This is a genomic window from Enterobacter sp. ku-bf2 (assembly GCF_001742765.1).
Taxonomy (GTDB): Bacteria; Pseudomonadota; Gammaproteobacteria; order Enterobacterales; family Enterobacteriaceae; genus Enterobacter; species Enterobacter quasiroggenkampii.
In genome coordinates this window covers 911,095-930,521 of sequence record NZ_MDVW01000001.1, presented here as the reverse complement: position 1 = coordinate 930,521, position 19,427 = coordinate 911,095, and the positions used below count along the sequence as shown (strand labels likewise).

21 protein-coding genes are annotated in these 19,427 nt (G+C 55.4%); 8 read left to right on the top strand and 13 right to left on the bottom strand.

Annotation, left to right across the window (positions count from 1 at the left end; genetic code table 11):
- Positions 1-3 precede the first annotated feature (3 nt).
- The 5 genes from osmV to BFG58_RS04400 all read right to left on the bottom strand — a co-directional run bounded on the left by osmV (position 4) and on the right by BFG58_RS04400 (position 4,660).
- Positions 4-1,152, bottom strand: a complete 1,149-nt coding sequence (gene osmV, locus BFG58_RS04420) for an osmoprotectant ABC transporter ATP-binding protein OsmV (RefSeq protein WP_069719337.1) — start codon at positions 1,150-1,152, stop codon at positions 4-6.
- Entirely contained in the window at positions 1,152-1,799 is a 648-nt protein-coding gene (gene osmW, locus BFG58_RS04415; protein WP_014169860.1) for an osmoprotectant ABC transporter permease OsmW, read from the bottom strand. Before osmW ends, osmV begins: the two co-directional genes overlap by 1 nt.
- A gap of 8 nt (positions 1,800-1,807) precedes the next feature.
- The gene (gene osmX / locus BFG58_RS04410) at positions 1,808-2,707 is read right to left on the bottom strand and encodes an osmoprotectant ABC transporter substrate-binding protein OsmX (protein ID WP_045910387.1); all 900 of its coding nucleotides are present in this window, start codon (positions 2,705-2,707) and stop codon (positions 1,808-1,810) included.
- 18 nt (positions 2,708-2,725) lie between these two features.
- Positions 2,726-3,436, bottom strand: a complete 711-nt coding sequence (gene osmY / locus BFG58_RS04405) for an osmoprotectant ABC transporter permease OsmY (RefSeq protein WP_025911451.1) — start codon at positions 3,434-3,436, stop codon at positions 2,726-2,728.
- A 276-nt stretch (positions 3,437-3,712) separates the two neighbouring features.
- On the bottom strand, positions 3,713-4,660 hold the full coding sequence (locus BFG58_RS04400; RefSeq protein WP_069719336.1) for an NAD-dependent epimerase/dehydratase family protein: 948 nt from the start codon (positions 4,658-4,660) through the stop codon (positions 3,713-3,715).
- A gap of 91 nt (positions 4,661-4,751) precedes the next feature.
- On the opposite strand from BFG58_RS04400, the gene BFG58_RS22995 reads away from it, so the two are divergent.
- On the top strand, positions 4,752-5,201 hold the full coding sequence (locus BFG58_RS22995) for a MerR family transcriptional regulator (RefSeq protein WP_083261456.1): 450 nt from the start codon (positions 4,752-4,754) through the stop codon (positions 5,199-5,201).
- On the opposite strand, the gene BFG58_RS04390 is transcribed toward BFG58_RS22995, so the two are convergent.
- From BFG58_RS04390 to BFG58_RS04375, 4 genes are all read right to left on the bottom strand, one after another.
- Positions 5,151-5,888 carry a YoaK family protein gene (locus BFG58_RS04390; protein ID WP_048222910.1) on the bottom strand — a complete coding sequence of 246 codons (738 nt, stop codon included), beginning with the start codon at positions 5,886-5,888 and terminating at the stop codon, positions 5,151-5,153. The genes BFG58_RS22995 and BFG58_RS04390 overlap by 51 nt on opposite strands.
- A gap of 158 nt (positions 5,889-6,046) precedes the next feature.
- Positions 6,047-6,670 carry a glutathione S-transferase family protein gene (locus BFG58_RS04385; protein WP_045910392.1) on the bottom strand — a complete coding sequence of 208 codons (624 nt, stop codon included), beginning with the start codon at positions 6,668-6,670 and terminating at the stop codon, positions 6,047-6,049.
- 84 nt (positions 6,671-6,754) lie between these two features.
- Positions 6,755-7,939 carry an MFS transporter gene (locus BFG58_RS04380; protein ID WP_069719334.1) on the bottom strand — a complete coding sequence of 395 codons (1,185 nt, stop codon included), beginning with the start codon at positions 7,937-7,939 and terminating at the stop codon, positions 6,755-6,757.
- Positions 7,940-7,988: 49 nt separating this feature from the next.
- Positions 7,989-9,116 (bottom strand): alpha/beta hydrolase, encoded by a 1,128-nt coding sequence (locus BFG58_RS04375; protein WP_069719333.1) that lies wholly within the window; start codon positions 9,114-9,116, stop codon positions 7,989-7,991.
- A 114-nt stretch (positions 9,117-9,230) separates the two neighbouring features.
- Here BFG58_RS04375 and BFG58_RS04370 point away from each other — a divergent pair, with 114 nt between their 5' ends.
- A complete protein-coding gene (locus BFG58_RS04370) occupies positions 9,231-10,115 on the top strand; it encodes a LysR family transcriptional regulator (protein ID WP_023311521.1) in 885 nt (294 codons plus the stop codon).
- Between the two features lie 65 nt (positions 10,116-10,180).
- Here the strand turns inward: BFG58_RS04370 and BFG58_RS04365 are convergent, their stop codons facing one another.
- Positions 10,181-10,417, bottom strand: a complete 237-nt coding sequence (locus BFG58_RS04365) for a tautomerase family protein (RefSeq protein ID WP_032674674.1) — start codon at positions 10,415-10,417, stop codon at positions 10,181-10,183.
- Positions 10,418-10,478: 61 nt separating this feature from the next.
- On the opposite strand from BFG58_RS04365, the gene BFG58_RS04360 reads away from it, so the two are divergent.
- Entirely contained in the window at positions 10,479-10,982 is a 504-nt protein-coding gene (locus tag BFG58_RS04360) for a helix-turn-helix domain-containing protein (protein WP_023311523.1), read from the top strand.
- A gap of 398 nt (positions 10,983-11,380) precedes the next feature.
- The gene (locus BFG58_RS04355; RefSeq protein ID WP_069719332.1) at positions 11,381-11,836 is read left to right on the top strand and encodes a hypothetical protein; all 456 of its coding nucleotides are present in this window, start codon (positions 11,381-11,383) and stop codon (positions 11,834-11,836) included.
- Between the two features lie 43 nt (positions 11,837-11,879).
- Here BFG58_RS04355 and BFG58_RS04350 read toward each other — a convergent pair whose 3' ends face one another.
- Positions 11,880-12,290, bottom strand: a complete 411-nt coding sequence (locus BFG58_RS04350) for an SgcJ/EcaC family oxidoreductase (protein WP_069719331.1) — start codon at positions 12,288-12,290, stop codon at positions 11,880-11,882.
- 284 nt (positions 12,291-12,574) lie between these two features.
- Here BFG58_RS04350 and BFG58_RS04345 point away from each other — a divergent pair, with 284 nt between their 5' ends.
- On the top strand, positions 12,575-12,910 hold the full coding sequence (locus tag BFG58_RS04345) for a hypothetical protein (protein ID WP_254665190.1): 336 nt from the start codon (positions 12,575-12,577) through the stop codon (positions 12,908-12,910).
- A gap of 138 nt (positions 12,911-13,048) precedes the next feature.
- Positions 13,049-13,759: a YnfC family lipoprotein gene (locus BFG58_RS04340; RefSeq protein ID WP_069719330.1), complete on the top strand. Its 711-nt coding sequence runs from the start codon at positions 13,049-13,051 to the stop codon at positions 13,757-13,759.
- 218 nt (positions 13,760-13,977) lie between these two features.
- On the opposite strand, the gene BFG58_RS04335 is transcribed toward BFG58_RS04340, so the two are convergent.
- Entirely contained in the window at positions 13,978-14,295 is a 318-nt protein-coding gene (locus BFG58_RS04335) for a YebG family protein (RefSeq protein WP_045335983.1), read from the bottom strand.
- 70 nt (positions 14,296-14,365) lie between these two features.
- Positions 14,366-14,719, bottom strand: a complete 354-nt coding sequence (locus BFG58_RS04330) for a helix-turn-helix domain-containing protein (RefSeq protein ID WP_025911432.1) — start codon at positions 14,717-14,719, stop codon at positions 14,366-14,368.
- A gap of 337 nt (positions 14,720-15,056) precedes the next feature.
- Here BFG58_RS04330 and BFG58_RS04325 point away from each other — a divergent pair, with 337 nt between their 5' ends.
- Positions 15,057-16,232 carry an efflux RND transporter periplasmic adaptor subunit gene (locus BFG58_RS04325; RefSeq protein ID WP_023292563.1) on the top strand — a complete coding sequence of 392 codons (1,176 nt, stop codon included), beginning with the start codon at positions 15,057-15,059 and terminating at the stop codon, positions 16,230-16,232.
- A gap of 24 nt (positions 16,233-16,256) precedes the next feature.
- On the top strand, positions 16,257-19,412 hold the full coding sequence (oqxB, locus tag BFG58_RS04320) for a multidrug efflux RND transporter permease subunit OqxB (RefSeq protein WP_021241210.1): 3,156 nt from the start codon (positions 16,257-16,259) through the stop codon (positions 19,410-19,412).
- Positions 19,413-19,427 lie beyond the last annotated feature (15 nt).

Here is a 19,427-nt window from a genome sequence, read left to right as displayed (position 1 = left end):
AGGTTAGCTCTCGCTATGAATATTGAGCGCCCGACGCGTACGCCCTGAACTGAGATACTCGGCAATATAGTCCTGAGAAATCTCACCGTTGTAGCGACCGTCCTCATCCACGATCGGCATCCAGCTGGTGTTGCTCTCATACAGACGAGAAAGCACCACGCGCAGGTTGTCTTCCGCTTTGCCGGTCATGCGGAACGGATGCAGGATGTCGGCGCAGGTTCCGCTGGCGTTACGCGCTTCGCGACGCTTCACAAAGCCCAGCGGTTTGCCGTGCTCGTCAACTACGGTAATCGCGCGAATATCGTTATCATCCATGGTCGCAAAGGCTTCAGGGAGCGGAGTAGAGCCCCGCACCGTAATGGTCGGCTGCTGGTCGGTGACGTCGCCCGCAGAGACCAGCAGCAGGCGCTTCAGCGTGCGGTCCTGACCGACAAACGAGCCGACAAACTCGTTCGCCGGTTTCGCCAACAGTTCGTCCGGGCTGGCGCACTGCACGATTTTCCCCTGACGGAACACCGCAATACGGTCGCCGAGCTTCAGGGCTTCGTCGATATCGTGGCTGACCAGCATGACGGTTTTTTTCAGCTTGCGCTGCATCTCCAGGAACTGGTTCTGGATCACCTCGCGGTTGATCGGGTCCACCGCGCCGAAAGGTTCATCCATCAGCAGTACCGGAGGATCCGCCGCCAGGGCGCGGATCACGCCGATGCGCTGCTGCTGGCCGCCGGACATCTCACGCGGATAGCGATTCAGGAACTTATGCGGATCCAGCGCCACCATATCCATCAGCTCTTCGGCGCGGGTTTTACAGCGCGCTTTATCCCAGCCCAGCATGCGCGGCACGACGGTAATGTTCTCTTCGATGGTCATGTTCGGGAACAGGCCAATCTGCTGGATCACGTAGCCGATGTTGCGGCGCAGGGTGACGGTGTCCATCCCGTTGGTGTCTTCGCCGTTAATCAGGATCGTCCCGCTGCTTGGGGTAATGAGGCGGTTGATCATCTTCAGGGTTGTGGTCTTCCCGCAGCCGGACGGGCCGAGCAGGACGCACATTTCCCCTTCGGGCACGTTCAGGTTGACGTTGTCGACGGCCTTAAAGGTCTGGCCGTGCTTCTGTGAAAAGTGTTTGGTGAGGTTTTCCAGTTTTATCATTATCGAATCCCCTTTGGAGTCAGAACCACCTGCAGACGGTGCAGCAGCCAGTCGAGCACAATCGCTAAAAGACAAATCATCAGCGCGCCCGCGATCAACATGCGGATATCACTTCCGCCGATGCCGTTGAGCAGCAGCAGGCCCAGACCGCCCGCGCCGATCACCGCGGCAATCGCCATCACGCCGATGTTCATCACCACGGCGGTGCGGATCCCGCCGAAAATCACCGGCAGCGCCATCGGGATTTCGACCCAGCGCAGGCGCTGCCAGAAGGTCATGCCGATGCCGCGTCCGGCTTCACGCAGGCCAGGCGGCAGGCTGTCGAGCGCCGTATGGGTGTTACGCACAATTGGCAGCAGCGAGTAGAGAAACACCGCCGTGATCGCGGGCAGGGCGCCAATCCCCTGACCGATCAGCGAAAACAGCGGGATCATCAGGCCAAACAGCGCAATGGAGGGAATGGTCAGCACGATGGTGGCAATCCCCAGCACCGGCGTTGCCAGCCACTTGTGGCGAACAATCAGAATGCCGAGCGGGACGCCGATGAGAATGGCTAAGCCCACGGCCAGCGCCACCAGCCACAGATGCTGCAGCGTCAGGGTTAACAGGTAGTCCCAGTTGTCCAGAATGTAGTGAATCGTCTCCATAGCGCCTCCTACAGCAGCTGTTTGCTACGCAGGAAATCACGGGCGACCTGCTGCGGTGACTGATGGTCGATATCCACCTTCTTGTTCAGTTCGGTGATAACGTCGTTGTTGAGCTGGGCAGAGAGGGTGTTGAGCGCCTCTTCCAGGCCCGGATTGGCCTCCAGCGTGTCCTTACGGACCACCGGGGTGACGGCATAGCTCGGGAAGAAGCCTTTATCGTCTTCCAGCACCTTGAGGTCGAAGCCTTTCACGCGCCCGTCGGTGGTGTAAATCAGCCCGGCGTCGACGAAGCCGTCGCGCACCGCGTTATAGACCAGGCCGGGGTCCATCTGACGGATCTGCGGGCGGTCCAGGTCCATCTTATAGGCGGCCTGAAGCGGCTTCATGCCGTCGCTGCGCCCGGCAAATTCAAGGTCTAAGCCCAGCAGCCAGTTTTTGTCCGGGTTGGTTTTACGGATCTGCTCAATCTTCGCCACCATGTCCGACATGGTGTTGATATGTTCCGCCTCGGCGCGCTTGCGCTGCATGGCGAACGCATAGGTGTTGTTCATGTCGGCGGGCTTGAGCCAGACCAGACCGTGCTTCGCGTCCAGACGTTTCACCGTCTCGTAAGACTCCTCTGGCGACATGCGCTTGTTGATGTGGTTAAAGATGATTAATGATGTGCCGGTGTACTCCCAGGTCATGTCAATCTGCTTGTTGATCATCGCATTACGGGAAATCACCGTGGCGATATTGGTTTGCGGCTGAACCTGGAATCCTTTCTTTTGCAGGTACTGCACGGTCATCGCCGAGAGAATGTGCTGCTCGGTAAAGCTCTTGGTTGCCAGAATCAGCGGGGCCGCCATCGCCTGGCTGGTGAACAGCACCGCTGCACACAGCGCCGTCAGGCCGGAAAACAGTCTCATAAAAGCTCCTTGTTATTGTTATCGAGCGAGATGGGGACTCATCACGCGACCCAGCGCCGCCAGCAGGGTATCGAGGATCAGTGCGAACAGGGCGGTAGCCGCCGCGCCGAGGATCAGGGTCGGGAAATCGTTCAGATAAATGCCGGGGAAAATCAGCTCGCCGTAGCTGCTGGCACCAATCAGGAACGCCAGCGGTGCGGTACCGACGTTAATGGCGGTGGCGATGCGGATCCCTGAGAGCATCACCGGCCAGGCGGCAGGCAGCTCAACCTGGCGCAGACGCTGCCATTTGGTCATCCCGATGCCGTTTGCCGCTTCCAGCAGCGACGGCGGGACCGAGCACAGCCCGGCATAGGTATTACGCACGATCGGCAACAGCGAGGCGAGGAACAGGGCGATGATGGCGGGCGTATCGCCGATGCCGATCACCACCATCGCCAGGGCTAGCACGGCCAGCGGTGGCAGCGTATTGCCGACGTTGAAGATTTGCATCACATATTCAGCGATACCCCGCGCGGCCGGGCGGCTCAGCAGAATGCCAGCCGGAATACCCACCAGCAGGGCAAAGAACATTGATGAGAAAACCAGAATCATATGCTGTTGCCCGAGATAGATCAGGTCAACCTGTCGCGCTCTGAGGGTCTCCAGCCCGATCCCCCAGACGAGGAGGGCGAGAACCACGATAATGGCGCCGACAAACAGCAGCGAACGTTTGAGTAATGGGTGCATTGCGGTGTGTCTCCCTGTGCGCATGCGTTATAGCAACCACCGGTTGCCTGTTGTTATGCCATGTTTCGGCAGGGGTAGATGACCTATAGCAAGCGTTTGGGAAGGGTTCCAGCGAAGGGGGAAAATCAGTAACCCTATGAAACTAGTGGCAACCTGAGGTCAGGCCTTATGGCGTAAGGCCTGATTGTGGGGCGGGCAGAATAGTCCTAAAGAAGAGATTTGAATGTGACGTTGTCACGAATAATACACCGCATTCCCGGTGACGCGGCGCCGTAATTACGCTGCACCGGGCTCTTTTGATTTCCACTCTTGCCAGATGTTCTCGAGTCCCTTCCGGTATGACGTAACGGTGAACGCAGGGAAATGCTCTTTAAACTTCGTCGAATCAAACAGGTTGTCAGCCTCGTACCGGGGCAACAGCTCGCGCATTTCGCGCGCGCCTTGCGAAAACAGCGCCGTCGCGGCGAAGGCCAACTTGCCGAGGACGGAGTAGTCCGCTGGCTGTCCAAAGACCTCACAGGCGAGAGTGACGAACTGCTGGTACGTCAGCCTTTCATCGCAGCAGGGCAAGTGCCACGTCTGCCCGTAGGCCTCAGGGGTATTGCCCAGCAGAGCGAGCGCGCGACTGGCATCCGGCGTCCAGATGAGGGTGCGAAGCGTGTCGTCACGCACCGGAACGCGCGGACGCTTATGCTGCTTCAGCCTGTCGATAATGAGCGTATTGGTGAAGCTCTGCGTTTTCTCAGGCCCGTAAAACTCCGGCGCCCGACCGATGAGGACGGGAATGTCGCCCCGTCGCATTTCGTCAAGCACCCGGTTTGCCATCAGGGCGCGCACGTGGCCTTTCCGCCCCCGGGGCGCAAAGCGCGTCTCTTCGGTTTGCGGCACGTTACTCTGGGGGTACATATAGGTGTTGTCGAAATAGACGAATTTTGCCCCCGCCTTACGCGTGGCCTCCAGGGCATTGTCCAGCATGGTCGGAAAATGACGCTCCCACAGCGCGGAATCAGGCGGCAGACCGGCGGTAAAATAGACCGTATCGCTACCGTTAATCGCCACCTGCGTCTGCTGCGCATCCAGGAGATCGGCTGCAACCGTGCTATCGCTGGCGTTGACTTTCTGCGGATGGCGGCTGACCAGCCTGATCTCGTCGGTATATTCGCGTTTAAGCTCGCGGGCAAGTTCACGGGCAATTTGCCCGCTGGCGCCCAGAATAGTGTGCATTTTAGCTCCTGATGAGATGACGATCCGGTTGACCGCATAAAAAGTTTAAGCTTAAAGTTAACTTTAAGGTCAATATGCCAGAGCGGACGAAATGAAAATTGGCGAGCTGTCGAAAATGACGGGAATTACCCCGTCGCGCATTCGGTTTTATGAGGCGGAAGGCTTACTGCCGCGACCCGTCAGGCAGGGGAACGGGTACCGTACCTATTCCGCTGATGCGGTTGCGCTGCTGAACATTATCGACAATGCACAACGGACCGGGTTCACCCTTGAGCAAATACGGCGCTTCTTGCCGCAGCCGCAACAGCGCTGGGATCATGAGGGACTGATCCAGTCCCTGAAGACACGCATTGCTGAAATAGAGGCGATGCAGAAGCAGCTGGAGGAAAACCGAAGGGAGCTGCTGGACCTGGTCACGAGTATCACCCACAGGCCGGAGGGCATCACCTGTGATGATAACATGCAGCGCCTGCTGTGGCAGTTGCAACCCTCAGACGCCAGCGCGAACCCGTCGAACCCGCGACGAGACGGTGATAATTGAGACGGTGGCGACAACCGCGAGCATCAACCCCAGCGCCAGCATGGCGTTGAAGCCAATCCATCTGAACAGCAGCAGCCCCGCAATACCACCTGTAATGAACGAAAACAGGGTGGTTAAGTGGGTTTTTAGCTGACTTTTTTGCGCCGCCGTATCTTTGGAGTAATCCCGGCGAAGCATCGCCACCATGACGGAGGCCAGGGAAATCCCCGCGTCCGTTAGCGTGCCGGTAATGTGCGTCGATCTTACCCGTCCGCCAGAAAGCTGCGTGGAGGTGGAATTATGAATGCCCATCAGAAAGCAGAGAAAAAGAATAATCTCGCGATTGCTGGTGAGCGCATGGAAATACATTTCGTAGAAGGAAACGCCGGTCAGTAATATCCCCTCGACAAAAAGGATCTGGCAAAAAACCAGCCTGACGTTATGGATAATACCCCATATGACGATCGTGCGCGCAATAATGGCGCCAGCCACAAAAGAGAGAATTATCGAGCCGAAGAAAATAATATCGCTCAGATCGGTAGAAGAAACTTCGCTGGATAACTGTGAGGTGTTGCCGGTCATGTGTGAGGGGAAAAAGCCAAATGCCCCGAGGGCGATGGCGTTCAGCAAACCTGCTGAGGTCGCCAGCCAGAGAGCAAGCCGGCGATCCTCCTGATGCGTTCGTTCTTTCTTGAGTTTAATCAGCAAGAATACCTCCGGGGTGAGCTTTGCCTGACTATTCAGGCTAGCAAAGCGGTGCAACAGGCTGTCCAGGATATGGCTTAATTATTATTCCCTCTGACGACAATCAGGGTTTCGTAATTAAAAAAACAGCCTCGTTGCGGTATTCATTCAGGCATTAAGTTTTACACCATGCCGTTATTGCCGTGACGCAAAAATGCCGGACGCTGGTTAAGACGCTCGAACCAGGCCTCAATGGCGGGCACGTCTGGCTTATCAAACGGCGTCATTTTCCAGCGATTCACCGACAGCCCAAGCACCACGTCAGCGAGGGTAAACGTCTCGCCCGCCGCAAAGGCCCCGGTGCGCTGCAGCTGTTGTTCCAGAATGGTGATGCAGTGGTTCCACTCCTTGATTCCTGCCGCAATACGCTCGGGGTCGTTAAAGGCCGGGTTTTTACGCCCCAGCGCCGGGAAGACATAGCGCCAGGCGTTGTTAAATTCAGTGGCCTGCCAGTCCATCCAGCGCTCTACGTTGGCACAGGCCTGCGGTTCTGCGGGCAGCAGATCGTGACGTTCGGCCTTGCGCGCCAGATAACGGCAGATGGAATTGGACTCCCACAACACGAAATCACCATCAATCAGCACCGGCACCATGGCGTTGGGGTTCAGGGCGCGGAAGGCATCCGTTTCCGTCGAGGCGAAACCGCTGCCGTAATCTTCCTGTTGATACGCGATGCCCGCTTCTTCGCAGGTCCAGAGCACTTTACGAACGTTGATGGAGGTGGTTTTGCCGAGGATGGTGATCATTGCGCAGGTGTCCTTTAATGGATGTTATTGTTTAAAAACAATACACGAACGGTGAAGAAAAGCGTCAAAAAATCATCCGGCGCGTTATTTGTGAAGACGCGAAAGCAGAAACGTTAGCGCTGCCGCAAAGAGGAGCACTATGCCACTCAATGCAAACGTGCTCTGCCAGCTATAACGATCGAACGCTATACCGCCCGCCGTTGAGCCGAGCGCAATGGCGAGCTGGATCACCGCAACCATCAGTCCACCGCCGGCTTCAGCATCCTTCGGCAGCGTTCGCGCAATCCACGTCCACCACCCCGTCGGTGCTGATGTTGCCAGCATCCCCCATAGGCCTGACAGCAGGGCCACAATCCACACGTTATGCCCGGCGAGAATCAACGCGACTGCGATGGCCGCCATCAGTAGAGGGATCGCGATCAGCGTTATGTAAAACGCGGCATTAAGCACCAGGGCAACGAAAAGGGTGCCCACAAAACCCGCAACGCCTATGGTGAGCAAAATCAGCGACAGCCCGGCTCCGCTCACCCGGGTGACGGTTTCAAGGAACGGGCGCAGATAGGTAAACAGCGCAAACTGCCCCACAAAGAACAGGCCGCAGGCCAGCAGACCAACGGAAACGGCAGGCTGGCGGAATAACCGAAAAACACTTCCTCGTGATGTACCGTTTTTACGCGCGTTCATGTCAGGCAGGCTTAAACACTGCCAGATGAACGCGACTATCGCCACGGGCACTAGACAAAGAAATGCGCCGCGCCAGCCAATAGTGACCCCAAGATAGCTGCCAAGCGGGGCGGCCACCACCGTTGCCAGCGCGTTACCGCCGTTGAAAATGGCCAGCGCGCGCGCAACCTTATGCGGCGGAACAAGGCGAATGGCCGTTGCGGCAGACATGGACCAGAACCCGCCTATAGCGATACCGATCAGCGCGCGGCCTGTCATGTAAACCAGATAGTTTGGGGCGAAAGCGATAATCATCCCCGAGAGCGCCATCAGGAGCGTCATGCCCAGAAGAAGGTGTTTGCGGTTTATATTCCCGGCAAGCCGGGAAAGGAAGAGGCTGGTCAGCACCGCCAGCGCGCCGGAAATCGCGATCCCCTGGCCAGCGAGACCCTCCGTAACGCCAAAATCTCTGGCAAGGGGGGTAAGCAGGCTGACGGGCATAAATTCCGAGGCAATCAGGACAAATACGCACAGGGTCATGGCAAAAACGCCACTCCAGTGTGCATGCTCTGTGTTCTGTGATGTGGTGCGGCTCAGTGTAGACATAGTCAGATTTCACAAAGAGCCACCCGTATAGGGCGGGTGGCGTAGAGGTTTATTTCAGGTTGGTTTTGAAGAACTGCTCAAACTGGCCGAAGGGGATCTTCCCGGCAACATTATCGTAGAGATCGACATGGTTTGCGCCCGGAACAATTACCAGTTCCTTCTGCTTGCTGCCGACCGCTTTAAACGCATCTTCAGCAAAGTAGCGGGAGTGTGCCTTTTCACCGGTTACGATAAGCGTTGGGATAGTAATTTCCCCGGCGTAGCTCAGCAGCGGCATATTCATAAATGATAATGGCGTGGTCGCGGTCCACGCGCCGGTGGAGTTGACGGAGCGCGCATGGAAGCCGCGCGGCATACGGTAGTAGTCAAAGAACTCTTTGAGTACCGGATTCGGGGTGTCAGGTAACGCCTCCGGCAGAATACGTTCAGCTGCCGTCACCTTGCCGTTCTCATCGACATAAATGTCATGGCCGCCGTGCGCGAAGGTACCGTTCTCAGCATCTTTCCAGCGCTGTGCGTTCAGATACTGCAGAACGGCACGGCGGTCAGACGTTGAATAGCGATCTTTCCCGTCGCCCACGCCGTGGCCCATCGCCCGGCTCATGTCATACATCACGCTGGTGGCGACCGCCTTCACGCGGGTGTCCATGGATGCTGCGTTGAGCGCCATACCGCCCCAGCCGCAGATGCCGAGAATACCAATGCGGTTACGATCAACCTCTTTCTGCAACCCGAGGAAGTCCACCGCCGCACTAAAGTCTTCGGTGTTGATATCCGGAGACGCTACGTTGCGCGGCTGGCCACCGCTTTCGCCCGTATACGACGGGTCGAACGCCAGGGTCACAAACCCATTTTCTGCCAGGGTTTGCGCATACAGGCCGCTGGACTGCTCTTTGACCGCGCCAAATGGCCCGCTGACCGCAATCGCCGCCAGCTTGCGGTCGCCGCGGTTTTTGGGAAGATACAGATCGCCTACCAAAGTGATCCCGTATCGGTTCTGGAAGGACACTTTACGGTGATCGACTTTGTCACTTTCGGCGAAGGTTTTATCCCATGTGCTCACCATCGAAACAGGCGCGTTTGGGTTGGTGGTTTCTGCATAACTCATTGTTGTCACTCCACTTAATGATGCACATAGCAGCATCGCAACGGACAGTTTTTGGGTAAATGTTTTCATAGAAATGAACCCTGGGTTGTTGTGTTGCGGTCATTATAGTTAGCAGAAATAGTGCTGATTAGAGGGCGAAAGCTGCTAGGATTCATATCATATTGTTATAAATGGGTGGGGATGATGGCGAAACGGGAAAACTATAATGAGCTGTACCTGTTCATGCAGGTGGTACGGGAGGGGAGCTTCACGGCGGCTGCGCTTCGGCTTGGGCTGGCGCAATCCGGGATCAGCCGCTCGGTTCGCGAGCTGGAAGAGCGATTGGGCGTTCAACTTCTGGTCCGCACCACGCGCAAGCTCTCGCTCACCCATGCCGGGGAACAGCTTTATCAGACCGCCGAGTCTGCATTCGATACGCTCGATACGGGTCTGGCGACCCTGGCACACTATCGTCAGACGCCGTCCGGCACGGTGCGTATTAATGCCAGCCAGCACGCTATCGATAAATGTCTGCTGCCAAAGCTCGCCATTTTTAAACAGCGTTACCCGGACATCAGGCTGGAACTGATGAATGAAAGCCGCTTCGTCGACATTATCGCCGAGCGGTTCGATGCGGGTGTCAGACTGGGGCCGGAAGTGGGGCAGGGAATGATTGCAGTGCGTATCACGCCTGATATGGAAATGGCCGCGGTGGCTGCCCCGGAACACTTCAGACGCTACGGTTTTCCGCAGACGCCAGCCGATTTAGTGGCTCATCCCTGCATTGCCTACCAGTTTGCCGACGGTAGTGACTATCAGTGGGAACTGGTGCAGGACGGGAAAAAAATCACCCATCGGCCAGAGGGGCAATGGGCGCTGTCTGACAGCTACATGGAAGCCGAGGCCGCCCGGCTGGGGCTTGGGCTGGCCTATGTCCCGGTGGAGCTGGTGGCTGACGATCTGGAGCGCGGAACGCTTATCCGGGTGTTGCAGCGCTATAGCCTGCGCATGGACGGGTTGTATCTCTATTATCCGCACCGCAACGTGTCGCCTGCCCTGAGGGCTGTGATCGATACGCTGAAAATTTAGGGCGGCATAACATGACGAGAGCGGACATTCAAACTGCCCGCCGGTGAGCTATGACTAAAAATAAATCAGGACCGCTGTGGTGAGGCAAATTTTGCAGCAATCATTTCAGATGTGGGCTGTATTCCCCCAAGACTCCACTGTTCCGGTTCATGCTCGTCAATACGGATCCATACTGAACGCCGGAATTCAGGATCGCCGTTTCCCTCAATTTCAACAATAAGGTCAGTCATACGACGTAGCAGTTCTTTTTTTTGCTCCGAATTCATAATTCCTTTAATGGTTTGCACATTTACGAAGGGCATTGTATTCTCCTTAAATAACTGAGTCTTTAAATCATACTCAGGTTACGAGGCAAACGAAGAGATGTCAAAAAATAAATCATTACCGTACTTATTACCTGAGCTTTGTGGGTTAGCGGCGGCCGCTGAGCTTCTTGGCGATCAATGGGTTTTGTTGATTCTGAGAGAGGCGTTTTATGGGGTAACACGCTTTGAAACGATACGGGATCATACAAAAATCACCAGGCAGACGCTGGCGAACCGGTTAAAAAAAATGACTGAACTCGGCCTGCTTTGCAAAATCCCTTATCAGGAAGAAGGGGCGCGTGAACGGTATGAGTATGTTCTCACCGCCAAAAGCCGCAGCCTTGCGCCGATTCTTTTCTCTTTGATGGAGTGGGGTCATAAAAACATACTGCACGACGCACCGCATATTGCGTTGACAGACAAAGAAAGTGGAGAAGTGGTGAATAGCGCCTATGTTACCGCCGACGGTAAGTTCGTTGACCCTAAAAACGTTCGGTTAACGTTTCACGACAGCCAATACTTAGCCGCCATGCCCCAGGCGCCTGACCATACTGACGCTTAAAGCTGCGGTTGAAGGACTGCCGGGAGTCAAAGCCCGGCGAGAGCGGTGATTGATACCCTTAAAATTTAGGGCAGCGTTGTCATTCTGGAAGGCGCCTCGCAAACCGCAAAGTAACCTTATGAAATTCAGCGTTATGTCTTTTCCTCTACGGGGCGCGGTCGTAAAGTGCCTGCGTTGCGGCACATCCGCAACCGGGCGTAGGAACCCGCATATACAGAGCGATATTTATATGTCGCGACAGCGCCGATCTCGTTAAAATTGCGGTGGCGCTGACGGAGCAGCCGCAAGGCTGGCCGTTTTCTCTGTGGGCGGTATTCCTACCTCTGTCAGCGCTACCCCCTCGAGCGTAGGAACTCATCGGGTGGTTCACCCCATTTATACACTGAGGATGCCTTACGATGGCGACTATCCCAACCCTGACTTACCTTCCATCTGACGAAAACGTCATTCTGCAACTTTTCTCCCGGCCGCTTCCGGCTGATGCCGATCTCTTTGACGTCGCCGACAACTGCGCCGCGCTGGTGAGCGTGCTGGTCGAAACCGATGATATCGCGAGCCGTACAGCGCTGTGCGAGCGTCTCCTTCAGGCCATGCGCAGGCTGCGTGAACTCTGTGATGTCGATCTTCCACCATACCTGATTGAACAGTTGATCATGGGTGAGAAAACCAACTCCTGCGTGCCCGACTGCTGGCAGGACACCTTAACGCAGGTGGACTATGTTCTGGCGCTGACGCAAGCCGTTATGGGGGGAACGCTACCCGCTCACGTCGCGAAAGAGCTGACGGGCCTGCTGCACGATATGGTGTGGCTGCTGGCTGAGTTTGTGAGGGAGCCGCGCATTACTGCGCATTAAGGGGCTGGCGTGGAGGGGCGGCAGAGCCCCTTTGAAAGTGTGATTAACGCGATCGGTTCCCGGTATCCAGAAGCGAAGTACCGTAGGAGTTGTCGATAGTACAAAGCCAGCGACCGTCGCTTTCCAGCCGAAAAACATAGGTCGCGCGGCGCGACATTTCCGTTATTCCACCCTGACCATCAGGAAAACGCAGAACGGTTTCCATGATAACGAGGGCATTGTCACCGCCTTCGATCACCTGCATCTCTCCTTGTTCCACAATCAATTGGTCCTGGAAATAATCCGAGATGGCAATAAACGCGTTGCGGATGTTTTCTTTGCCTTTAACCGTCATGCCTGGTTTGACCACCAGAGCCGCATCGTCGGCGTAGTACTCCATCAGGGCGTCATAGTTTTTGTTTGTGATGGCGTGGTCACAGGATTCGATGATCTGGTGTAGCGGATGTGGGGTCATGCGTATTTCCTCAGAGAGGGGGAAGTGTATTAACTTAACAGTCTTGCGTGTTTGTATAGCTACCAGGTTTTGTGGTTGGAAGGTTTAGCATAGAAGCGGATAGTTTTAAGGTTACGCCTGCTATGAATTGTGAGCTCAACGGGGTGATTTCTAAACTGATATCAAGTCATTAAAACCTTCATCTGTCAGGTTTTGTGTCAGCAGTCCCTACAGCAGGATAATAACTTCCTTGGGTAACTAAAGATTTTTTGCACAAAGTCGATAACTCCCCGGAAGACAGTCATTTGACGAAACAGTATTTATCAGGGGAAAAAAAGTTGAGATTTCTAACATTGTTTATCCTCCTTATTGCTATTACCCTACATGCCGAAGAACATGATTATGGCCCACCTGTCTCTGTATGCCTGAACAAACATACCATTCCCTATATCAACACGATGATTCCAGCTGAAAATATTGTTAATGACGCTTATCTGGCGTGCCAGGGTGTCGTTGATGAATGGAATCATGAGAGAGAATCCTTGCCCAAAGAAATGGTAATCAAGCAGAATAAGGAGTTGCGTGATATGTATATCAGGATGATTGAGATCCGTCGGAAAGCGAGTGCACACAAAAAATGAGGGACTCTTGTATCGATTGACTAGAACAAAAAGCAGACACTTAACGGGTGGCATGGAAACGCTTTGATTATTCGTAAAATATAAGAGCGCGAATTCACATCATCGTTGAAGACTATTTTATTAATAAAGGGATGACTTATGAAAGCAGGTGTTTTTTTAAATCTATTATTATTGACGTTATCATTTGATGTCGCGGCATTTACTCAATTCAAACCGGCGGTCTTAAATGCTGCTCTTTTATTCGATCATGATGCAACAACCGGGAACGTAAAACATAGCCTCCAGTGGATGCGGGATGTTACAGGTAAACTTCAGGTTATGACAGAAGTTAGATATGATCGCAGCGGATGCTTTACGAGTATCAACATGGTTGACAAGGCAAATGATCGAGAGTTTCATTTGGTCAATAAAGATGGCTTACTGACGTCACTTAAAGGCCAGCGTATTACCGGAAAAATAAATGAGCGCTGCGAAATTACTGAGCTTGAGAATGAAAAGGGTAATTACTTACTCAGTTATAATATACGTGGCTTGCTGGAAAAAATAATGGACAAAGATACGGGCGAAGTTGTAGAGCGATATGAATATCATAACAGCCAATTCCCCGTTCGCATAATAAACTACAAAGATCCAAAAGATGAACACATCGTTTACCCATCCGGGAGTGCGCAATTCCTTGACTCAGAATTAGTGTCGAAAAGAGAGGACATCACTTTCATGGTGAAGCAAAGCTGTGCTTACACCGCTGATGGTAATGCAGATAAATGCTCGCTGATAGCATCCACTAACGACGACTATCGTGACTCAAGCCTCGTATGGATTTCTAATCACAAAAATGAATATTTCTAAATTATATTAAAAGGACTAAACCCACGTCAGCTTATCCGAAAGGTTGATTAACGTCCTATTTTTTTATGTCAGTGCATCATCTCCTTAGCTCTTTCATCTCCTGCTTATGAAACGATGGTATCGTTAACATCAATCAGCAGGAGAGTACTACAGATAGCCAAAAAGCCGTAAGCAGTTATCTGCTTACGGCTTCCAGAACGGTGATGATTTTCTGACAATCAGGCCGCTTTCACAGCCCTGATTTTTTTCGTGTCAGCCGCATCGGAGTCAGTTGTATCCGCTACAGCTGGAGCAGTGAGATCGGGAAGCTTGCTGGTACGCAGAATATGCTGCACGGTCTCTTTCTGCTCGGCGAGATACAGGCCAAGATTTTCAGCCTGCGTTTCATCCATCTGCATTCCGCTTTGCAACAGCCAGTCGGTGAACGCGTCTGCCATATCGAGCAGCTTGTCGTGAGCGTCAGCCTCTTTCTTACTGGCAAATGTCATTTTCTCTTCACCTTTTCTTACGACAACAAATTTTGTTTCAACAGCCATCGTGCACCTCGCTATACTGTATTTATATACAGTATAGCAGCAACAGATCGATGTTGCAGCAAAATATGCATTACTGGCGAAGCTGCTGTGTTTCCGGGCCACCCATACTGCGTCGCCATGCCCCAGGCGCCTGACCATACTGACGCTTAAAGCTGCGGTTGAAGGATTGCTGGGAGTCAAAGCCCAGCGCGATGGCCACGTTCAGAATCGGTTCATCGCTGTGGGATAACCGCTCAACCGATTTTTGCAGCTTTTGCGCGCGAATATACCCGGCGAGAGGGTAGCCCGTATGCTCTTTGAACAGGCGCTGAAGGTGCCATTTCGAGTAGCCGGAACGCCTGGCGACGGTCTCAATGTCCAGGCGGCTGTCCAGGTTGTTGTCGATCCAGTCGAGTAAATCATGCATAAATGCGCCAGTGTTCATCTGGTTACCCCCACGCAGCGGATGAAAAAGTATCTTTGTCTGTTGCATTTAAAGGTGGCGCGTTTTTGCAGTAATTGCAAGTTTTATTGTTGCATTTAAATCCCTGACCGAAACGGGTCTTTTCACATCCACTCAAATAGCACATAAAGTGCAACAATTATTCTTGCACTTAGTTAAGCGCCTTCCTACAATCGCCGCGAATAGTGTATTCGCAACTGTTACAGTTTTGTGGCGATGAACGACACAAATGGCCTTAAGACAGCCCCCGGACAAAGGAAGTGGCGCGGTGCCTCCTGCTGCGTCTTGCCCGGTGGCGACAATTATCGGAATAAAAATAATGAGCCTGCAAAAAACCTGGGGTAATTCTCATCTGAGCGCGCTGGGGGCAATGTTGCTCTCCGTGCTGCTCGTCGGATGCGATAACAGCGTCGCGCAAAATGCCGCGCCACCTGCGCCTGCCGTGAGTGCCGCTGACGTGGTGGTGAAATCGATTAGCCAGTGGGATAGCTTTAACGGCCGGATTGAAGCGGTGGAGAGCGTTCAGCTGCGCCCGCGCGTGTCTGGCTATATTGATAAGGTGAATTACACCGACGGCCAGGAAGTGAAGAAGGGCGAGGTGCTGTTCACCATTGATGATCGTACCTATCGCGCCGCGCTGGAACAGGCGCAGGCAAACCTGGCGAGAGCCAAAACGCAGGCCAGCCTCGCGCAAAGTGAGGCTAACCGTACCGATAAGCTGATCAATACCCATCTGGTCTCACGGGAAGAGTGGGAGCAGCGACGTTCGGCTGCCGTTCAGGCGCAGGCCGACATTCGCGCCGCGCAGGCGGCGGTTGACGCAGCCCAGCTCAATCTGGACTTCACTAAAGTGACCGCGCCTATCGATGGTCGCGCCAGCCGGGCGCTGATCACCAGCGGGAACCTGGTGACTGCGGGCGACACCGCCAGCGTCCTCACCACGCTGGTCTCGCAGAAGACGGTGTACGTCTACTTTGACGTGGACGAGTCAACCTACCTTCACTATCAAAACCTGGCCCGCAGCGGGCAGGGGGCGTCCAGCAATCACACGGCGCTGCCGGTTGAGATTGGCCTGACGGGCGAGGAGGGCTATCCCCATCAGGGCAAAGTGGATTTCCTGGATAACCAGCTTACGCCGAGCACCGGGACCATCCGCATGCGCGCGCTGCTGGATAACTCACAGCGTCAGTTCACGCCGGGACTGTTTGCCCGCGTACGCCTGCCGGGCAGCGCGGAGTTCAAAGCCACGCTTATCGACGACAAGGCGGTGCTGACCGATCAGGATCGTAAATACGTCTATATCGTGGATAAAGAGGGGAAAGCGCAGCGTCGTGACATTACGCCGGGACGTCTGGCAGACGGTTTACGCATTGTGCGGCAGGGGCTGAACCCTGGTGACAAAGTCATCGTCGAGGGGTTACAGAAAGTGTTTATGCCGGGTATGCCGGTTAACGCCAAAACCGTTGCCATGACCGCCACCAGCGCCCTCAACTGATCCCTTGACCTGAGAATCCAACCCATGGACTTTTCCCGCTTTTTCATCGACAGGCCGATCTTTGCTGCCGTCCTGTCGATTCTGATTTTTATCACAGGGTTAATCGCCATCCCGCTGTTGCCGGTGAGCGAATATCCTGACGTCGTGCCGCCAAGCGTGCAGGTGCGCGCGGAGTACCCGGGCGCCAACCCGAAAGTGATTGCCGAGACCGTGGCGACGCCGCTGGAAGAGGCGATCAACGGCGTTGAGAACATGATGTACATGAAATCCGTCGCGGGTTCGGACGGCGTGCTGGTGACTACCGTGACCTTCCGTCCGGGAACTGACCCCGATCAGGCGCAGGTTCAGGTGCAAAACCGCGTCGCGCAGGCCGAGGCGCGTCTGCCGGAGGACGTGCGGCGTCTGGGCATTACCACCCAGAAGCAGTCGCCCACGCTGACGCTGGTGGTGCATCTGTTTTCGCCAAACGGTAAGTACGACTCGCTGTATATGCGCAACTACGCCACGCTGAAGGTGAAGGATGAGCTGGCGCGCCTGCCCGGCGTCGGCCAGATCCAGATTTTCGGCTCCGGCGAGTACGCGATGCGCGTCTGGCTGGACCCAAATAAAGTGGCGGCGCGCGGTCTGACCGCCTCGGACGTGGTCACGGCGATGCAGGAGCAAAACGTACAGGTCTCTGCCGGTCAGCTTGGCGCCGAGCCGCTGCCGAAAGAGAGTGATTTCCTGATCTCCATTAACGCCCAGGGCCGCCTGCATACCGAAGAAGAGTTTGGCAATATTGTCCTGAAAACAACGCAGGATGGTACGGTCGTCCGCCTGCGCGACGTGGCGCGGATTGAAATGGGCTCCGGGAGCTATGCGCTGCGTTCCCAGCTGAACAATAAAGATGCGGTCGGGATTGGTATCTTCCAGTCGCCGGGGGCGAACGCCATCGATCTGTCTAACGCGGTGCGCGCGAAAATGGACGAACTGTCCACGCGCTTCCCGGCAGACATGAAGTGGGCGGCACCTTACGATCCGACGGTCTTCGTGCGTGATTCGATCCGTGCGGTGGTGCAGACGCTGCTGGAAGCCGTGGTGCTTGTCGTGCTGGTGGTCATACTGTTCCTGCAAACCTGGCGCGCGTCGATCATTCCGCTGATCGCGGTGCCGGTGTCGGTGGTGGGTACCTTCAGCATTCTCTACCTGCTGGGCTTCTCGCTGAATACCCTGAGCCTGTTCGGGCTGGTGCTGGCCATCGGTATCGTGGTTGACGACGCCATCGTGGTGGTGGAAAACGTCGAGCGAAATATCGAAGAGGGGCTTGCGCCGCTTGCGGCTGCGCACCAGGCGATGCGTGAAGTGTCCGGGCCGATTATCGCGATTGCGCTGGTACTGTGCGCGGTGTTTGTGCCGATGGCGTTTCTGTCGGGCGTTACCGGCCAGTTCTACAAGCAGTTTGCGGTGACGATCGCGATATCTACGGTGATTTCAGCGATTAACTCGCTGACGCTCTCTCCGGCGCTGGCGGCACTGCTGTTAAAGCCGCACGGCGCGCCGAAAGATTTCCCGACCCGGCTTATCGATCGTCTGTTCGGCTGGATTTTCCGTCCGTTTAACCGCTTCTTCCTCCGCAGCTCAAACGGCTATCAGGGACTGGTGGGCAAAACGCTGGGACGACGCGGCGCGGTATTCGTGGTTTATCTGCTGCTGCTTTGTGCCGCAGGCGTCATGTTTAAAGCGGTGCCCGGCGGGTTTATTCCGACGCAGGACAAGCTTTACCTGATCGGCGGCGTGAAAATGCCGGAAGGCTCTTCGCTGGCCCGCACCGATGCGGTGATCCGCAAAATGAGCGAAATCGGGATGAATACCGAAGGCGTGGACTATGCGGTCGCGTTTCCGGGGCTGAATGCGCTGCAGTTCACCAATACGCCGAATACCGGGACGGTCTTCTTCGGCCTAAAGCCGTTCGACCAGCGTAAACATTCCGCGGCGGAAATTAATGCGGAGATTAACGCGAAAATCGCGCAAATCCAGCAGGGCTTTGGCTTCTCCATTCTGCCGCCGCCGATTTTAGGGCTGGGTCAGGGGTCGGGCTATTCCCTGTACATCCAGGACCGCGGTGGTCTGGGCTATGGCGCGCTGCAAAATGCGGTGAACACCATGTCCGGTGCGATCATGCAGACGCCGGGGATGCATTTCCCGATCTCAACCTACCAGGCTAACGTGCCGCAGCTGGACGTGCAGGTTGACCGCGATAAGGCGAAAGCGCAGGGCGTGTCGCTGACCGATCTTTTCGGGACGCTGCAAACCTATCTGGGCTCGTCGTACGTCAATGACTTCAACCAGTTCGGACGTACCTGGCGCGTGATGGCACAGGCCGACGGGCAGTTCCGCGACAGTGTGGAAGATATTGCGAATCTGCGCACCCGTAACAGCCAGGGCGAGATGGTGCCGATTGGCAGTATGGTAAACATCACGACCACCTACGGGCCGGATCCGGTAATCCGCTACAACGGCTACCCGGCGGCGGACCTGATTGGCGATGCCGACCCGCGCGTGCTCTCATCAGCGCAGGCGATGACGCAGCTGGACGCGATGTCTAAGCAGATCCTGCCGAACGGGATGAACATCGAATGGACGGATCTGAGCTTCCAGCAGGCCACCCAGGGCAACACGGCGCTGATCGTCTTCCCGGTCGCGGTGCTGCTGGCGTTCCTGGTGCTGGCGGCGCTGTATGAAAGCTGGACGCTGCCGCTGGCGGTGATCCTCATCGTGCCGATGACCATGCTCTCGGCGCTGTTTGGCGTCTGGCTGACCGGGGGCGATAACAACGTCTTCGTGCAGGTGGGGCTGGTGGTGCTGATGGGGCTGGCCTGTAAAAACGCCATTCTTATCGTGGAGTTTGCCCGCGAGCTGGAAATTCAGGGTAAAGGCATCATGGAGGCCGCGCTGGAGGCGTGCCGCCTGCGTTTACGCCCGATTGTGATGACCTCCATCGCCTTTATTGCCGGGACCATTCCGCTGATCCTCGGCCACGGCGCGGGCGCAGAAGTACGTGGCGTCACCGGGATCACGGTGTTCTCCGGTATGCTGGGGGTGACGCTGTTTGGTCTGTTCCTGACGCCGGTGTTCTACGTGACGCTGCGTAAGTTCGTCACGCGTGGGAAGAAAGAGGAAAGGGACGTGCTGCCTGCGTAGGGACGTTGCTGATAA

Coding starts and splice junctions, on each gene's coding strand:
- osmX (WP_045910387.1), bottom strand. CDS start 2,707: ATGAGACTGTTTTCCGGCCTGACGGCGCTGTGTGCAGCGGTGCTGTTC.
- BFG58_RS22995 (WP_083261456.1), top strand. CDS start 4,752: ATGAAAATTGGCGAGCTGTCGAAAATGACGGGAATTACCCCGTCGCGC.
- BFG58_RS04360 (WP_023311523.1), top strand. CDS start 10,479: ATGTCAAAAAATAAATCATTACCGTACTTATTACCTGAGCTTTGTGGG.
- BFG58_RS04365 (WP_032674674.1), bottom strand. CDS start 10,417: ATGCCCTTCGTAAATGTGCAAACCATTAAAGGAATTATGAATTCGGAG.
- BFG58_RS04380 (WP_069719334.1), bottom strand. CDS start 7,939: ATGTCTACACTGAGCCGCACCACATCACAGAACACAGAGCATGCACAC.
- BFG58_RS04385 (WP_045910392.1), bottom strand. CDS start 6,670: ATGATCACCATCCTCGGCAAAACCACCTCCATCAACGTTCGTAAAGTG.
- osmY (WP_025911451.1), bottom strand. CDS start 3,436: ATGCACCCATTACTCAAACGTTCGCTGCTGTTTGTCGGCGCCATTATC.
- BFG58_RS04375 (WP_069719333.1), bottom strand. CDS start 9,116: ATGAAAACATTTACCCAAAAACTGTCCGTTGCGATGCTGCTATGTGCA.
- osmW (WP_014169860.1), bottom strand. CDS start 1,799: ATGGAGACGATTCACTACATTCTGGACAACTGGGACTACCTGTTAACC.
- BFG58_RS04355 (WP_069719332.1), top strand. CDS start 11,381: ATGGCGACTATCCCAACCCTGACTTACCTTCCATCTGACGAAAACGTC.
- BFG58_RS04370 (WP_023311521.1), top strand. CDS start 9,231: ATGGCGAAACGGGAAAACTATAATGAGCTGTACCTGTTCATGCAGGTG.
- oqxB (WP_021241210.1), top strand. CDS start 16,257: ATGGACTTTTCCCGCTTTTTCATCGACAGGCCGATCTTTGCTGCCGTC.
- BFG58_RS04350 (WP_069719331.1), bottom strand. CDS start 12,290: ATGACCCCACATCCGCTACACCAGATCATCGAATCCTGTGACCACGCC.
- osmV (WP_069719337.1), bottom strand. CDS start 1,152: ATGATAAAACTGGAAAACCTCACCAAACACTTTTCACAGAAGCACGGC.
- BFG58_RS04400 (WP_069719336.1), bottom strand. CDS start 4,660: ATGCACACTATTCTGGGCGCCAGCGGGCAAATTGCCCGTGAACTTGCC.
- BFG58_RS04330 (WP_025911432.1), bottom strand. CDS start 14,719: ATGAACACTGGCGCATTTATGCATGATTTACTCGACTGGATCGACAAC.
- BFG58_RS04340 (WP_069719330.1), top strand. CDS start 13,049: ATGAAAGCAGGTGTTTTTTTAAATCTATTATTATTGACGTTATCATTT.
- BFG58_RS04335 (WP_045335983.1), bottom strand. CDS start 14,295: ATGGCTGTTGAAACAAAATTTGTTGTCGTAAGAAAAGGTGAAGAGAAA.
- BFG58_RS04325 (WP_023292563.1), top strand. CDS start 15,057: ATGAGCCTGCAAAAAACCTGGGGTAATTCTCATCTGAGCGCGCTGGGG.